The sequence below is a fragment of the Streptomyces sp. NPDC002004 genome (genome assembly GCF_053593975.1).
In genome coordinates this window covers 353,173-368,061 of record NZ_JBSFDP010000003.1, presented here as the reverse complement: position 1 = coordinate 368,061, position 14,889 = coordinate 353,173, and the positions used below count along the sequence as shown (strand labels likewise).

13 protein-coding genes are annotated in these 14,889 nt (G+C 67.1%); 7 read left to right on the top strand and 6 right to left on the bottom strand.

Annotated features, from left to right (window positions below; translation table 11 throughout):
- Position 1: 1 nt before the first annotated feature.
- A complete protein-coding gene (locus tag ACWCP6_RS07585; RefSeq protein ID WP_450931435.1) occupies positions 2–1,438 on the bottom strand; it encodes a DNA phosphorothioation-associated putative methyltransferase in 1,437 nt (478 codons plus the stop codon).
- A gap of 335 nt (positions 1,439–1,773) precedes the next feature.
- On the opposite strand from ACWCP6_RS07585, the gene haaT reads away from it, so the two are divergent.
- The 3 genes from haaT (at position 1,774) to ACWCP6_RS07570 (ending at position 5,942) form a co-directional block, all read left to right on the top strand.
- Positions 1,774–4,425 (top strand): cyclophane-containing RiPP biosynthesis TPR protein HaaT, encoded by a 2,652-nt coding sequence (haaT, locus tag ACWCP6_RS07580; RefSeq protein WP_450931434.1) that lies wholly within the window; start codon positions 1,774–1,776, stop codon positions 4,423–4,425.
- 139 nt (positions 4,426–4,564) lie between these two features.
- Positions 4,565–4,768 (top strand): HaaA family cyclophane-containing RiPP peptide, encoded by a 204-nt coding sequence (gene haaA, locus ACWCP6_RS07575; protein ID WP_450931433.1) that lies wholly within the window; start codon positions 4,565–4,567, stop codon positions 4,766–4,768.
- Positions 4,769–4,781: 13 nt separating this feature from the next.
- Positions 4,782–5,942, top strand: a complete 1,161-nt coding sequence (locus tag ACWCP6_RS07570; protein WP_450931432.1) for an FxsB family cyclophane-forming radical SAM/SPASM peptide maturase — start codon at positions 4,782–4,784, stop codon at positions 5,940–5,942.
- Positions 5,943–6,145: 203 nt separating this feature from the next.
- Here the strand turns inward: ACWCP6_RS07570 and ACWCP6_RS07565 are convergent, their stop codons facing one another.
- Positions 6,146–6,871, bottom strand: a complete 726-nt coding sequence (locus ACWCP6_RS07565; protein ID WP_450931431.1) for a DUF4839 domain-containing protein — start codon at positions 6,869–6,871, stop codon at positions 6,146–6,148.
- A 217-nt stretch (positions 6,872–7,088) separates the two neighbouring features.
- Here ACWCP6_RS07565 and ACWCP6_RS07560 point away from each other — a divergent pair, with 217 nt between their 5' ends.
- Entirely contained in the window at positions 7,089–7,739 is a 651-nt protein-coding gene (locus ACWCP6_RS07560) for a hypothetical protein (RefSeq protein ID WP_450931430.1), read from the top strand.
- Positions 7,740–7,821: 82 nt separating this feature from the next.
- Here ACWCP6_RS07560 and ACWCP6_RS07555 read toward each other — a convergent pair whose 3' ends face one another.
- Together ACWCP6_RS07555 and ACWCP6_RS07550 are read right to left on the bottom strand one after the other, a co-directional pair.
- Positions 7,822–8,268, bottom strand: a complete 447-nt coding sequence (locus ACWCP6_RS07555; RefSeq protein WP_450931429.1) for a hypothetical protein — start codon at positions 8,266–8,268, stop codon at positions 7,822–7,824.
- A gap of 36 nt (positions 8,269–8,304) precedes the next feature.
- Positions 8,305–9,843 carry a restriction endonuclease fold toxin-2 domain-containing protein gene (locus ACWCP6_RS07550; protein ID WP_450931428.1) on the bottom strand — a complete coding sequence of 513 codons (1,539 nt, stop codon included), beginning with the start codon at positions 9,841–9,843 and terminating at the stop codon, positions 8,305–8,307.
- Positions 9,844–10,079: 236 nt separating this feature from the next.
- On the opposite strand from ACWCP6_RS07550, the gene ACWCP6_RS07545 reads away from it, so the two are divergent.
- The 3 genes from ACWCP6_RS07545 to ACWCP6_RS07535 all read left to right on the top strand — a co-directional run bounded on the left by ACWCP6_RS07545 (position 10,080) and on the right by ACWCP6_RS07535 (position 12,045).
- On the top strand, positions 10,080–10,436 hold the full coding sequence (locus tag ACWCP6_RS07545) for a hypothetical protein (RefSeq protein WP_450931427.1): 357 nt from the start codon (positions 10,080–10,082) through the stop codon (positions 10,434–10,436).
- A gap of 118 nt (positions 10,437–10,554) precedes the next feature.
- The gene (locus tag ACWCP6_RS07540) at positions 10,555–11,724 is read left to right on the top strand and encodes a recombinase RecT (RefSeq protein ID WP_450931426.1); all 1,170 of its coding nucleotides are present in this window, start codon (positions 10,555–10,557) and stop codon (positions 11,722–11,724) included.
- Between the two features lie 54 nt (positions 11,725–11,778).
- Entirely contained in the window at positions 11,779–12,045 is a 267-nt protein-coding gene (locus ACWCP6_RS07535) for a hypothetical protein (RefSeq protein ID WP_450931425.1), read from the top strand.
- A gap of 1,113 nt (positions 12,046–13,158) precedes the next feature.
- Here ACWCP6_RS07535 and ACWCP6_RS07530 read toward each other — a convergent pair.
- Both ACWCP6_RS07530 and ACWCP6_RS07525 read right to left on the bottom strand, forming a co-directional pair.
- On the bottom strand, positions 13,159–13,917 hold the full coding sequence (locus tag ACWCP6_RS07530; protein WP_450931424.1) for a DUF6193 family natural product biosynthesis protein: 759 nt from the start codon (positions 13,915–13,917) through the stop codon (positions 13,159–13,161).
- Between the two features lie 205 nt (positions 13,918–14,122).
- Positions 14,123–14,827 (bottom strand): calcium-binding protein, encoded by a 705-nt coding sequence (locus ACWCP6_RS07525; RefSeq protein ID WP_450931423.1) that lies wholly within the window; start codon positions 14,825–14,827, stop codon positions 14,123–14,125.
- Positions 14,828–14,889: the final 62 nt, after the last annotated feature.

The following is a 14,889-nucleotide window of genomic DNA, read 5'->3' as shown; positions in this document are numbered from 1 at the left end:
GTCAGCCTGTCGTGCGGCGCACCAGTCGGTGCCCGCGCAGCTCACGGCCACATCTGATCAGCTCAGCTTCCCATCCGTTCTCGGTACCGATGAGGTGTGGGTGCTCGTAGAGACCCGCCCTCACCTCGGACTCGGTGAGCCGGCGGTAGCGGGGCACGTCGGGGTCATCCGGGGTGAGGAATTCGTGCTTGCGGTGGAGCAGCGGACGGTTGGCGGAGTTCGCGTACGACGTGTGTGACGTCTCAAGGGTCTTCAAGTCGACCTGGTAGGAGGAGAGGATCCGCGGGTGCGGATCCTTGTCGAAGTCTGGGTAGTCGAGCCAAGAGACCGCGCGCCCCTGGTGCCTCAGCTTGGCCACGGTCCAGTCCTGCGGGCGGCCGGCGGCGATCGATGCGCAGTGCTCGTACAGCCGTAGCACGGTGGGCATTTGGTCCAGGGCTCTTCGGTGTACGTATAGGGCTGTTGGCGTCAGCTTTCCGACCTGTGACGCATTCATCGCGCCGCGTACGTATCCGTCATCGCGAAGCTTGAGGAGCAGACGGTCTGAGCGCTGGCAAGCTTCCTTGTAGGACGTGAAGAAGGCGCGTACGTCCAACTGCACACTTGCCGGGAGGCTGCTGAACGGGCCGCGCCCGTTGAAGAGTTCCACAGCTAGGTAGAGCAGGGTGTTCAGGGTCGAGCGCTTGGCCCCCTCGGAGATCTTGTCGGCGTCGGCTGAGTCTCGGACGAGACGCTTGAGCTCGTTCGGCTTGAGGTGTGCCAGAAGTTCCGCGGTGGCACGCGGCATCTCGTCGATGCGGGGAGGGCGGCCTCGCCGCTCCACGTAGTCCACGAGTGCGGTGATTGCGGTCGCAGTGTCTTCAGATGCAAGCCATTCGGCATCTGGGACGATCCGCTGCGCGAGGTAGCTGAGACGGGCGGCATCTTCCCTGAAGGCGTAGACGATGCCGGGGGACGCCGAGACGACCCGGGCCCCCGTGACCTCCTCGACGTACGAGCGCAGCTCGCTGGCGCCGTAAAGGTGCTGGAACGTCTGACGGCTGGTGAGCAAGCCATCGCCGAACGTCTCGCCGCGAACTTTGGACTTCTCCCAGGTAAGGCGAGCGGAGACGACCAGGACGGTAGTTGCCAGCTCCCAGGCTTGCTTCAGGGTCTCCCGGCGTTCTGCGGGGTCCTCGATCACGTTCAGCACGTAAGTGAGGAGGACGACGGATGAGGGTTCGACGCGGGAGCCAGAGCGGTAGTACGGATCCCATCCGGTGATCTTGCAGTCGAGTCGTTCTAGAGCCCGGACATCGTCACCGCGGCCGCAGCCGTAGTCGAGAACTGTTCGGTCCGGGGTGAGTTGCCTGTCGGCGAGGGCTTGACGGGCGGGTACGGACAGGGTTGCGCGGCCGATGGCTGTACGACGGCGGTCGCTGTTCCAGGTCTCCTGCATCGAGCCTCGCTGCGTCTCAGGTGCTGGTAACAAGCGTAGTCAGGGAAATTGGCCGACAGGAGACTTTCGAGGAGACAGGGCCGAGTCCTGAGCTCGACCTGAGGCGTCCTTGACCAGTCGGCGTGTGCCTGATGCGCTTGGACAGTCGGGTATCGATTTCGGGGGTCCCTTGTTATCCAGGCTGGTTCCACCTGCGCTCTCACGGTTCGCCCACAGCGGCATGATGACCGTATGAGACGGAGACGCGGCATAGCGATCGCCGTCGTCGCCGGAGGCGGCGCCTTGACCACCATGCTGGTCGGGCTCGTCACGAACGCCGTGTCCGATGAGTCGCGGTGGCCCGGCTGGCTGGGGTGGTTACAGGAGCACGCCTGGTTCTCGTTCGTCGTGTTGGGCGTGACGATGGCGGGGCTGACGGCCCTGCTCGCCGGACTCTCCGAGACGCGGCCTCCCACCCCGCCGGGCGACCGGAGGATGGAGCGGGGCCGCCGGGGGCCGCCCAGGTGCTGCGTTCGTTGCCGCGCGACACCGCCGCGTTCACCGACCGTGCCGCAGAGTTGGAGCGCCTGGTGGGCTCGGTGCGGGCCTCACAGGAGCGCGGCGAGGGGCTGCCCGTTCACGTGATCGACGGCATGCCCGGCGTCGGGAAGACCACCTTCGCCGTGCACGCTGGCCACCTGCTCTCCGAGCGGTTCCCCGACGGACAGCTCTTCGTGAACCTCAACGGGTACACGCCGGGGCGCACTCCGGTACAGGCTGGCGAGGCGCTCGCCTCGCTTCTCGCGGCCGCCGGCGTGCCGACGCAGCAGATTCCCGTCGGTGATGACGTCGGAGCGGTCACGGAGGCCCGGGCCGCCATGTGGCGGAGCAGTCTCGCGGACAAGAAGGCGCTGCTGATTCTCGACAACGCGGCCAGTTACCGGCAGCTGGAGCCGCTGCTCCCCGGTGGGAGCGGGTGCCTGGTGTTGGTGACCAGCCGCAAGCGGCTGGTGGCGAACGAGGAGGTGGTCATGTCGGTGGACGCACTGCCGCCGGAACACGCTGTCGACCTCTTCGGACGGCTCAGTGGGCGGTTGGCCGATGCGTTCGACCGGGATGTGGTGGACGCGTTGGTGCGGCTGTGCGGGTGTCTGCCGCTGGGCGTGTCGCTCCTCGCGGCACGGCTGCGGCACCATCCGTCATGGACCGCCGAGGACCTGCGCGGGCGACTGGTGGCGGCGCGGGACCGCCTGGGAGAGCTGCGCGCCGGGGAACGCGCCGTCACCGCGACGTTCGATCTCTCCTATCGGGATCTCGCGCCGGAGCGGCAGCGCTTCTTCCGACAGCTTGGGGTCTTCCCCGGCACCGATCTCGACGCGCACGTCGGTGCGGCACTTGGTGAGGTCTCCGTCGTGGTGGCCCGTCAGCACCTTGAGGCGCTCTACGACGACCACCTGATCGACGAGCAACCGGGGAGTCGCTACCGGCTCCACGATCTCTTGCGCGACTACGCTCGCGGTCTCGCCGTCGAGGGAGACAGCATGGACCACGTTCAGGCCGTCCAGCGCGTGTGCAACTACTACCTGGCCGCTCTCGCTGTCGCGAACGGGCACACCGTGCGCAGCGGAGCCGCGGTGCCACCGGCGCCGGACGACACCTCGCAGGGGGAAACCCCGGTCCTGGAGTCACGGGCGGATGCCCTGAGCTGGCTGGAGACCGAGCGGGCCAACATCCTGGCCTGCGTCCGGCGGGCGAACGGCCTCGCTTTGTACGACCTCGTGGTCCGGCTCGCCGCGGCCATGGCACCCTTCCTGCGCCAGGCCGGACCCTGGGACCAGGCCGTCGCGCTCCATCGGACCGCCACCGAGGCCGCCCGCCATACCGGCGACCAGCGGGCACGGGGCGACGCTCTCGCCGAGCTCGGTGTCGTACGCCGCTTCATGGCCGCCTACCCACAGGCGATCGAGGCCCTCAACGAAGCCGTGACGGCGTACGAAGCGGTCGACGACCGGCGTGGCAAGGCGGACGCACTGAACCAGCTCGGCATCGTCTGGTACCTGACTGCGGACAACGAGGACGCGGCCCGCGCCCAGACTGAGGCACTCGCCCTCTACCGAGAGTTGGGGTACCGGCTCGGACAGGCGAACGCGCTCGCGGATCTCGGCATGACACACCGGCAGATGAGCCGGTTCGACGCTGCAGTGGAGGCCCAGAGCGAGGCCCTGGCGATCTACCGAGAACTCGGTGACCGGTACGGGGAGGCGAACTCCCTGCGGGACTTGGGTGTCGTGCACTGCCTCATGGGCGCATACGACCTGGCCGCGCAGCATCACCAGGAAGCGTTCGACATCTACCTGGAGCTGGACGACCGTGTGCACCAGGGTTACGCGCTGAACGAGTTGGGCGTCGTCCGACGGCTGACCGGAGACGTCGAGGGAGCGCGGACGGCACACAGCCAGGCCCTGACGCACTTCACCGAGCTCGGTGAACGGTTCGGCCGCGCGACCAGCGTTCGCCACCTTGGCGTCGTGGACCGCATTTCCGGGGATACGGCAGAGGCGATCCGGCTTCTGGTGGAGGCCCTGGACGCCTACCGTGAGCTCGGCAGCCGCGGAGGTGAGGCCGCCTCGCTGAGCGAGCTGGGCGTGGCGCGCGGCATCGTCGGTGAGCGCGACGGCGCGATCGAGGCGTTCCAAGGCGGTTTGGAGATCCTGAGGGGCCTGGGCGACCGGTGCGGCGAGGCGGAGACACTGAGCCACTGGGGGATGCTGCTGCTCACCTCCGATGAACCGACAGCCGCCCGTCGGCACTTCGGTCAGGGGCTCACGCTCGCGCGGGATATCCGCTGCCCGCTGGAGGAGGCGCGGGCGCTGGAGGGCATCGGCCGCTGCGACTGGACGGTTGACGGGCCAGGTCACGGCGTGGACTCGCTGCGAGCCGCCGTGACTCTCTACCGGCGGTTGGGAGTGAGCGCGTCCGTGGACGACATCGAACGGTTGCTGGTGTAGCGGTCCGGCTGACGCCGACCATGTGGCCGAATTTTCCGTGCCAGGTGGGTGGTTGAGGATGCTACGTTTCCGGCTGATCTGTCGCTTCAACCCCGTCGCACCGTGCCACCTCCGGCACGTACCTCACGAGGAGCGTTGAATGCCGTCACCCACGTCCTTCACCGAGCCACGCACCATCACGCCCGCCGGCCCGGCGTCCACGGAGCCGACGGCGGCCGGCACCGCCGTCCTGGACCGCGTGGCGGTCCGCGTCCGGCAACGGCTGGAGGCCGAGGAGGGCGCGACGGCCCGGGTCGGCGACGGTGCCCACGCGGCCTCGCTCATCTGGCCCTGGCCGCTGTGAGCACGTCCGCTCGATGACAGAACCCGAAGAACCCGTTCCTTTCCGGACGTTCATCCTCAAGGTCGCCAACCGCTGCAACATCGACTGCGACTACTGCTTCGTCTTCAATTCCAAGGACCAGGCGGCACGGCGTCTGCCCGCCCGAATGGACCTCGCTGTGGCCCAGACTGCGGCCCGGCGGATAGGTGAACACGCCTCCGCACACCGCCTTCGGACCATCCACGTCGTCCTGCACGGCGGAGAGCCGCTTCTCGTCGGCGCTGGGCACATGACCGGTCTGCTGGAGACCGTCCGGGACAGCGTGCCGGCCAGGACCCGGGTCCTCTTCGAGCTCCAGACCAACGGGACTCTTCTGTCCGGTGCCTGGCTGGACCTCTTCGAACGGTACGAGGTCGCGGTCGGCGTCAGCCTCGACGGGCCGCCACCTGCGAATGACCGGCACCGGCTGACCCACGCCGGGCGGTCGAGCGCCGCCTCCGCCGTGCGCGGCATCGAACTCCTGCGGTCGCGGCCACACCTGTTCGCGGGGCTGCTCGCCGTCGTGGACCTGGCCAACGACCCCGTGGAGGTCCACGACTACCTGGCGGCGTTCGAACCGCCCGTGATCGACTTCGGCCTGCCGCACGCGACCCACGACGACCCGCCGCACCGCTCCGACCCGAGCGTGCCCGAGTACGGGCTGTGGATGAGCAGGGTGTACGACGCCTGGCTCGACCGGCCCGAGTACCGGCACAGCGTCCGGATGCTGGAGGACATCGTGGCCCTCAGCTCTGGCGTGCGCGGCTCGGTGGAGACGCTCGGCCTGGCCCCGCCGACGAGCGTCGTGATCGAGTCCGACGGATCCATCGAGGCCGTGGACACCCTGCGAACGGTCGAGGAGGGCGCCTCCTGGCTCGGGCTCGACGTCCTCCACCACTCCTTCGAGAAAGCGCTGTCGCACCCGAAGCTGCTGCACCGGCAGCACGGCAAGGGCGCGCTCGCCGAGAAGTGCCGCGCCTGCCCACTCGTGGACGTGTGCGGCGGTGGTTACCTCCCGCACCGCTTCAGCGAAGCCCAGGGCTACCGGAACCCGTCTGTCTACTGCGCGGACCTGGAGCACCTCATCCGACACGTCCAGGGCTCCCTGCGGCAGCACGGCTGGAACCCCTACGCGCAGGCCGCCTCGTCGCCGTAGACGCGTGTGCCGTACCGCCCGGAGGGGATTCTGCCCGGCTGAAAGCGACGGCGCCCCGGGCAGAGTGCGAGTCAGATCCCGGGGCGCCGCTCCACAAAGGAAAGAGACCGCCAGCCTAGGACGCGGGCCTGCGGCGGACAAGCGACGCCCCCGCAGGGGCATCGAGGCGCGGCGTCGAGAAATGGTCAAGCTGCCCATCTTGACTACCGGACTTCCGTCGAGACCGGGTCGAGGAAGAAGAGGCACTGGTCCGCGTTGAATTCGCCCACCTTGGCGACGAAGCGGAACTTGTCGCCTGCGCCGACGGTAGCGGGGATCTTCTTGCCGGTCAGTTTCAGGTCAGAGATGTTGACGTCCTCGTACTTGAAGGCCGGGCCGACCGTCGTGTTCCGTCCCTTGTCGCCTGGGCCCAGGAGGAAGTCGTAGCGCGTGTCGTAGTCACCGTGGGGCGCCATGTTCACGATCGAGCCGTTGAACGCGACCGTCTGCCCCTGGTGCCTGGTCGCGAAGTCCAGGTTCGCGTCGTCGCACGAGTCTGCCTTCAGCAGCGCCGCGAACTCCGGGTTGTTCTGAGGCGTGATCACCTCAGTGGCAGCCGACTCGGCCACGGTCGGAGTCGGCGTAGCGGAAGGCTTCTCGCTCGCAGCGGCCGTCGACTTGTCGGACTCGTCCTTCTTCTCGCCTCCGTCGCTGAGTGCGGAGGCAACGCCGATTACGACGGTCAGGATCACGAGGACGGCGGTCGCCGTGCCGATCAGGAGCCACGGCTGCGGCTTCTTCGGCCGACGGAAGTTGAGGGTGGAGCGAAGCGTGCCCTGGGCCTGCTCCACGAGCTCCCAGCCATCCTTCTGCATCTTCGAGATCACCAAGCCGTTGGTGCCGCGAACTGTCTGCACGGTCTTGTACTCGTACTTGATCTCGTCGGCCATGCGGCTCCGCGCCCCCCAAATGGACTGTTCATACCAACTGCCTCGCGAGCATAGGGGACTCCGCGAGGAATTCGGCATCACCGAGGTCGCTCTCGGCCCCGAGAGCGAGAGGGTCGCCCACGTGTGACCGTTAAGCGTGATCACGGCACTCCCGCCCAGCAACTATGCTTGACGCATCAAGTCAGTTTTATGCAGTCGAACGGTCCCGGAGGGCGTTGTGGCGAAGAAGCGGTTCCCCTATCTCCTGGGGCACGCCGAGATCGCGTCCCTCTACGACGTCGAGCGGCAGACCTCCCAGCTGTGGAAGACCCGTGGCGTGCTGGGTGAGCCGGATGTCGTGATCTCCGGGAACCCGTACTGGCTGCTGCCGACCGTGCTCACCCTTGCCGAGGACGGGACACGCGAGTACTTGCCAGATCAGCTCAAGGAGTACAAGGCCGGCATCGACGGCGGTTACGAGGTCAGCGACGCGGCGGAGCTGCCGGCCATCGTCGGCCTGAAGGAGATCCCCTGGGTCTTCGGCAAGAAGTACATGGACGTCTACCAATGGAGGGTCCGCAGGAGCTTCGCATCCGAGGACGCCGTGATCTCCGGCTCGCCGCTGTGGCTGCTGGACACCGTGCTGGAGGACGCCGAGCATCGCGGGCGGGCGACCGTGCAGGACGGCATCGACCGCATCCGGTCGGGCGAGCGCGAGCAGATCAAGCCCCGGGGCCGGAAGCCGTCCGCGGAGCCGAAGCCGACGCCCCCGCCGCTTCCGGAGGCGCGCACCTTCACACCGGATAAGCACACCGTGGAAGACGTGACCACGTTCGTCACCGAGCTATTGAGTTCCGGGTTCTCCATGACCGTCCGGCCCAAGCGGTAGGACAGCCCGCTGCCGAGCCGACCGGTCACGTCGCGTTGCAGCGACGTTGGTCGGCGGAGAGCGGTCTTGTCGATCACCGGGTTCAGTCGAGGTCCCCGGTCTCCACGAGATGGGCCACAAAGGCGGCAACGATGCGCGGGCGAGTGGCGTCCGGGACAGGGGTGTCAGGGAGGTCGGCTTCTGCCCCCCACTCAGTGTTGAACATGACGGCCATGCCCGCTGGCACCACGTTGTTCCTGAGCCAGAGGACGAACCTCGCCGCGGACTGGGCGGTGCAGTCCTTGACGGACACGCCCTCGGGAGACAGCAGGGCCATGCCTTCCAGCTGTTCGTCGTCCAGGGTGATCCCGAAGTGCATCGACGTCCCGCTGACGGGTCCGTCGGTGCTGTCGTCGACACGGACGAACTCTTCAGGGTTCCGCTCACGCAGCACGGCTTCCAGGCCCTCGTAGGTCAGGCCCCAGCTCTGCCCGTCCGGCGGGGTGAAGATGTACATGGTGCGGAGTTCGGCGATCTCGTCCAGTTCCATCGTGTTGCGGTGCTTCCTCTGCGACAGGTGGTGGTGTCAGGGGACGTAGCGGGCGCTGCCCTTGACGCCATAGGCGGCCATCATGATGCGCCAGTACTGGACTGACTCCTGGTTGTTGGTGACGGTCTCGACTCCCCGCATCTCAGTGTTCCGCGGATCGTTGAGCGCAGCCGCGTACTTCTTGAGCTCGTCGCGGTCCGACCGGTAGAGGAAGTCCTTCTTTCCCGACGCGTGGTTCTCGCGGAGTTCCTCGAGGGAGCGGTAGCAGCGCTGGTTCGGTTTGTTGACGTACTTCGCTTCGACGGCCATGCCGTCGAGGTCCCGGAACCCGTCCACCATCAGGGTGTTGTTCACGCTGTGCCCGGCTGGGATGTGGACTTCGTACTCGGGGTAGCCGGCCACCCGCAACTGGTAGGCGACTTCCGCGGGCTTGCCACCCGAGACGTCCCCTTGTCGCAGGGAGTTCAGCCAGGTCTGGAACTTCTGCTGTTGTCCGGCGGTGAGCGGTGGAAAGCGCGCGTCGGGTGGAGTGGTCGGCGGGATCGGTTGGACACGGGGGCCGTTGGCGGGGCGGTAGGCGACCGGCACCAGGGTGGGGACGCGGATCAGCGGGGCCAGGAACGGGGGTACGCCGGGCAGGAAGCCGTCGTTGTCCGGCTGCGGCATCGGCACCCGCGCCTTGGAGCTGTCGAGTGCGGCTGGGATCTTGCCAAGGGAAGCAATCCGCATGTCTCCCGCGATGAGCTCGTGCAGACCGCCGTCGTGGCCGTCTCCTCCGAACCTCGGCTGCTCCCACGGCCAGAGGAACTCGCCGGTGGGAGAGGTCTCCTCGTATGGCAGCCGCTGCTTGGCGGTCTCTATGTGATCGGCATAGGCGTCACAGGCGTTGGCGATCATCTTGCAGGCCACGGGAAGGTTGGCCATGAGGGTCTCGTCCTCGCCGACCTCACCGGGGGGCGAGTTCTTACCGACGAACTTCTTGAAGAAGCCCTCGACCGCGTCCGCGGTCTCACCGACCTGGGCCAGGTTCGCGGTCTTCCAGGCGGTGTCGGAGTCCCAGTACGCGTCCTCGAGAATCTTGGACGCCGCACGCCAAGTCTTGGCCACGGCACGGAGTTTCTGCGGCTGTCCGAGGAAGCGCTCGTTGAACAGGTACTGGTCGACGCCGCTGGTTTCACCGACGACCTCTGGCAGGTCCTCCGCATTGTGGCTGGCGCGCGGATTGCAGTCAGGGCCAGTCGGTTGCGTACCGATCCCCGGCCCCTGTGGGCTCTGCCCGAGGAGCTCTGCCGCAATCTTGCTCTCCTGCTTCAGGAACTCCTCCGACGCCTTGAGCAGGGCGCCCGCGCCGTTGGCCATAACCTGGTGAGCGAATCCGGCCTTGTCGAACACCGTCTTGACGGCCTCCTTGTAGACCTTGGCGAAGGCCCGGCCCGCCTCACCGTCGCCGGCCATGCCGCCGTTCTCGCTGAGTTCCGTGAAGAGCAGGCTCAGCATCTCGTAGATCAGGTCACGCAGCCCCACCATCGACCAGGACGCGTTGACGAAGTTCGCCGTCTGATGCCGAAGATCCAAAGTTCCCCCGCAGAGCTGTTACGGATGCCCCTGGCACCGTACAAGGTTGCGAACGGCGCTGATACGGAGGGTGGTTGACGTTTGGCCCGGGGACCGTCACGGAAAGAGGGCGGCGCCGCTGCATCTCATGCGCATCCGGGCCAATCGTCTCGCAGGCAGCACACTTCGACGCCGTCCCGCTTAAGGTAGTGAGCCAACATGTGTTGTGACAGACGTCAGCCTTTCTGGGGATAGCGATGTACACGCACCATCAGGCGGAGCTACCGCTGGAGATAGCCGAGCCAGACCACGCCCACCTTCACGACGAGCCAACCATCGACGAGCGCTTCGAGGACTTCCACGCCGCACACCCCTGGGTGCTGGAAGCCCTGGAAGACCTCACGGCACGCTGGCTCGAAGCCGGCGGCGGACGAATCGGCGTCAAGGCACTGTTCGAGCAGCTCCGCTGGTCGCGGCCGGAGATCTCGAACGGCAGGCCGTTCCGACTGAACAACGACTTCACCTCGCGCTACGCGCGCCTGCTGCGCTCGCGCCATCCGGAGTGGGCGGGCGTGTTCCAGCTGCGCAGCCTGCGCACAGCCGACGAGGATTGATAGTTCAAACTTGACGATCAAGAGTCAGTGAAATAGATTTTGAGTAACTTCAATTGATCTCAACATGTGTTGTGACAGTTGAAATCCAAGCGAGGAGACCACAATGCATGGAGGGGATGTGGCCGACGCTCCGGTCACCTGGCTCGCGATCCGCGAGGACCAGAAGGCGTTCGAGGACCAGCAGTTGCGCGCGTTGCGCGCGGCGTTCCCGGATCTGGCGGAGGCCAGTCCGGCGCAGCTGGGGATCTTCTTCCACTACTGCAAGGCGTCGGGGCTCGACCCCTTCGGCCGGCAGATCTACATGATCAAACGCAAGTCGCGCGGCGAGATCCGCTGGACCATCCAGACCGGCATCGACGGCTACCGGCTCATCGCGCGCCGAGCCGCCGACCGTGCCGGCCAGTCCATCGCGTACGAGGACTTCGTCTGGTACGACGCCGAGGGCGGCGAGCACACGGTGTGGCTACGTGACGAACCACCAGCCGCCTGCCGGGTCGTCGTCTGGCGTGGTGACTCCCGCTTCCCAGCCGTCGCCCACTGGCGGGAGTACGCGCCGAAGGTGTGGGACTACGAGGCGCAGGAGTACAAGCTGGGTGGCCTGTGGCCGCAGATGCCCGCCAGCCAGCTGAGCAAGGTCGCGGAGGCGCTCGCCCTGCGCCGGGCCTGTCCCGCGGACCTCTCCGGCCTGCACGTCGACGAGGAGATGCACGCGGCCGACGCGGCGGAGTCCCGTGAGCGCGTCCAGGCCGCCGCCGCACGGCTGAAGAACGACACGACAGAGCAGCCCGACAAGGCCCAGTCGGCCGGAAAGGCTCCGTCGCCCGGAGATGTGGTCGAGGCCGAAGTCCTCGAAACCCGGAATGGCGACGAGACGTCGAGCACCGTGTCGGCGCGGGAGAACGAGACATCGCCACCTGCCGACCCGCACGCCGAACTGGACAAGACACGCAGGGAAGTTCAGCGACTGGCCGACCGCCTCGGCATGGCCTTCGACACCGTCAACGACCGGTGCTTCGACGATTTCGGCGTCTCCTACCAGGACGCCAGTGCCGAACAGCTGCGTGCCCTCCTCGGCTCGCTGCAGCCGGACGGTGAAACCGATGGCGACGCTTCCGCCGAAGACTACGCGACGGCCGAGACCCCACCCACTCGCCGACGTGCCCCGGCCAAGAAGGCGGCGCCGCGCAAGGCCGCCGCGAAGAAGACGGCGTCACGAAAGAGCGCTGCGAAGAAGGCATCGCCCCGCAGCTCCTCCCGGAGCAAGGCCGACGCCACCACGGCTCAGTAGCCCCTCTGCTCGTCAGGCGATGGAGCAGACCTCCCGACAGAGTGCGAGAACACCATGACCACCGACAGCGTCGTCGACAACCTCGGCGTCCCCGTACCCGACCTGTGGAAGGGCGCGCACCGCGACGACCGCGCCAGACCCCGCTCCCGCCAGCGCCTTCTCGGCCCGTCGTCGGTCGGCCTGTGCAGACGCCGAGCCGCCCACGAGGTCCACGGCACCTGGCCGACCGACCTCGCCGACAATATGCACGCCGCGATCCTCGGCACGTGGCTGCACGAGGGCATCCTGCGCGTCCTGCGGGAGCAGTACGGCGCCCAGTGAGTGACGTAACGGTAGACATCGGCCAGGGTCATCACGTCCTTGAAGAAAGGATCTCCAGCGCGTCGGAAACCGCATCATGCGCGCCAACTCGGCGCCCAAGCGGCGGCGATCACCTCTTCGGTTTCTACTTAGTAACGACGCGCGCAAACGACTGGTCGACCGCAGCTGCATCAGCCGACACGAAATCAACAACAGCACTCTAGGTTGTGGACAACACCAGAATTCACGTCAAACTGGCTTTGCCGCGAGGAACCAAACACAGGCGGGACACTATGCCCAAGCTGACCCAGGAATACCTGCAGAACCACATGCAAGGAGAGCCCCGCACCGGTAGATGCACCGTTGATGCACCTGAAGAATTTGCCGATCTTCTAATCGATTACGTACTCGAAGAGGCCCAGAAAGAACTTCCTGGTACTGACGGGCGGGATGAAATTCACTTGTCACTCCCGGTTACTTTGCGACCGGTGGAGATGACGCCTCAGGGTGGCTGCATTGAGGTCTGCGTTGGAGCTGGGCCCGTCAAGATCTGCTACCACAGGCATTACAAGGGCGGTCACCCTGGTCCGGGCCTCAACCTCAAGTAAGGCTCCAGCGCCCGCCAGAGGGATCGTGGTCGTCTCAGCAACATGGGCCAAGGTCGTCGGCCCGTACGCGGATTCAGCAGCGTTCGTCACGCCCTTTCTCGCAGCCAGCCGCACAGCAGCGAAGTACGGCAACCGCAGCGACCACGAACCACCCCCGTCCGCCTGGGACCATGATGCGACCGGTATGGCCCTGAGCGGCGGATTCACATAGAGCTACGGATCAGAAGATGGCCGTGCCACACTCGTGACAGAACGGGCGGGGACTCACGGAGACTCAGCAGCAATAGCAGGGCACGCGCCGGGACTTAGCTCAGGACAGGCCACCGCAGCTCACGCCAGCAACCGCCCAACCTCGCCCCTAAAGCGGGTGTCGCAGGTTCGAATCCTGCCGGGGGCACCAGCCAAAAGGCCCCGGACCGATCATGGTCCGGGGCCTTTGACTTCCCCGCTCGATGGCACGGGTCCCACGGCGGTACGACACGAGAGCAAGGACGTGGCGCTCAGTCCCCCGCTGTGACTGAGTGCTCTAGTTGGCCGGTTGGGGAAAGGGGCCGAGCGCGACTGGTCCGAGGCCGGACGGCAGCTCACGCACGGCCAGTGCCACGGCGTCGTGCACGGAATCGAACAGGCCGAGGTCGGGAGTGATGAAGCCCCTGCCCACCCCGTATGGGCCGTCACCGTTCGCGGTCAGGCACGGCCCGACGATGGTCACGGTCGGACGGGTGGTGGTCGAGAATCGCAGGACCCACTGGCTCGTGAACGGATAGAGGGCGCGCAGCGACGGCTCGGCGTACGCCGCCTCGATCAGGGCCTGGTACGACTCCTGCCAGTCGCACTCAAGCTCGGCCGCTTCCTGGCGCATGCGCTGCCATTCGGATTCAGCCAGGCGGGCGGGGTCATGGTCGGGCACCTCGAACCTGCCGGTCAGGTGAACGAACGGTGCCGCCCGGCGGATGTCGCTCAGAGCCTCCCCGTCATGCCAGGCCCGGGCGGCTCTGGCGACCTCCGCCAAGTCGTCCGTCGTACCGTCGATAAGGGTCGCACCCTCGGACGGCTCGGTGCCGCTGATGGACCACCGCCGCTCGTACTGCCACGCGCTGATCCGCAGCGGCTCGCGGTGCGGCAGGACGCTGTCGACGTACGCGTAGAGCAGCGGGGCGGAGTCCGAGGACCTGACAGCGACGACGCCGAGGCAGCCTTCCGCCTCGGCCCGGAGCGCGAGGGCGAGGCTGCCGAAGGCTGCGATGCCGGGGTACACGAGAGCAGGATCGGGAGGAGTGGACATGCCTGCTGATTGTGCCTGGGCCGCCGACTCCCAGAGCAGGCGGGTCGGCACATCGATCTGTCCCCAGGGGACGACCGGTGGGCATCCTCAAGGAGGGCGAGGAGAACCCGTACACGACGGGAACCCCGCATCCGGGAGACCGAGACTGATCTCGACGGCGGGTTTCCCCGCTCCCCTGTCCCTGGTCCCGGAAGCTCCCGGGTTCCTACTGGACGTCGACGAAGTCGCTGGCCGACGTCGCGGCGTCGGTGGCCGTGGTACCCGCGTAGGAGAAGCGGTAGTACCCGTCGCCCGTCGCGGTCGTGGTGGCCGTCACCGCTCCGCCGGAGCCGCTGGTGACGGTCTTGAGGGTCGTGTACGTGCTGGTGCCCGACTTGCGGTACTGGAGCTTCACCGACACGTTGCTCAGGCCCGCGTACGCATGGGTCTCCCAGTTGGCGCGGGTGAGCGTGCCCTTGACCGTGATGGTCCGGCCATGGACCACCGGCTCGGGCGAGGCATTCGCGGTCAGCGTGGTGTTGCGCTTCACCTGCACGGTGCCGGCGTATCCGTCGTTGACGGAACCGCTCGGGAGGCCGTACGCGACGGCGTACGCGTGCCAGGTGCCCGCATAGGAGTTCGTGGTCATGTCGACCTTCGGGGCCACGGTGAAGTGGACCGTGCACGTCGACGTCTGGGCATCGGCCGCCACGCATGAGCCCGATCCCTCCTCGGCGGGAAACAGAGCGCCGTCCCTGCCCTGGTCGTCGAAGGAGGTGCCGTGCCACAGGGCGACCCAGCCGCCGGTGACGCCGTCCGGGTCGGTCGCGGTCACCGTGGCGGTGAACGACTTCTCGGCGGAGGTGCCGAGGACGATGTCCTTGCCGCCGTTGACGACGACCTTCGTGATCGTCGTGTCCTCACTGGTCATAGGCCCCGGGTGCGCCTGCGCGGCGGCGGGAAACACCAGAGCTGAAGAGAGAACCACGGCGC

What these genes read in the sequence shown, in the direction of transcription:
- ACWCP6_RS07585 (WP_450931435.1), bottom strand. Translation starts at nt 1,438, where the DNA reads ATGCAGGAGACCTGGAACAGCGACCGCCGTCGTACAGCCATCGGCCGC.
- haaA (WP_450931433.1), top strand. Translation starts at nt 4,565, where the DNA reads ATGCCGTCACCCACGTCCTTCACCGAGCCACGCACCATCACGCCCGCC.
- ACWCP6_RS07570 (WP_450931432.1), top strand. Translation starts at nt 4,782, where the DNA reads ATGACAGAACCCGAAGAACCCGTTCCTTTCCGGACGTTCATCCTCAAG.
- ACWCP6_RS07565 (WP_450931431.1), bottom strand. Translation starts at nt 6,871, where the DNA reads ATGGCCGACGAGATCAAGTACGAGTACAAGACCGTGCAGACAGTTCGC.
- ACWCP6_RS07555 (WP_450931429.1), bottom strand. Translation starts at nt 8,268, where the DNA reads ATGGAACTGGACGAGATCGCCGAACTCCGCACCATGTACATCTTCACC.
- ACWCP6_RS07545 (WP_450931427.1), top strand. Translation starts at nt 10,080, where the DNA reads ATGTACACGCACCATCAGGCGGAGCTACCGCTGGAGATAGCCGAGCCA.
- ACWCP6_RS07535 (WP_450931425.1), top strand. Translation starts at nt 11,779, where the DNA reads ATGACCACCGACAGCGTCGTCGACAACCTCGGCGTCCCCGTACCCGAC.
- ACWCP6_RS07530 (WP_450931424.1), bottom strand. Translation starts at nt 13,917, where the DNA reads ATGTCCACTCCTCCCGATCCTGCTCTCGTGTACCCCGGCATCGCAGCC.
- ACWCP6_RS07525 (WP_450931423.1), bottom strand. Translation starts at nt 14,827, where the DNA reads ATGACCAGTGAGGACACGACGATCACGAAGGTCGTCGTCAACGGCGGC.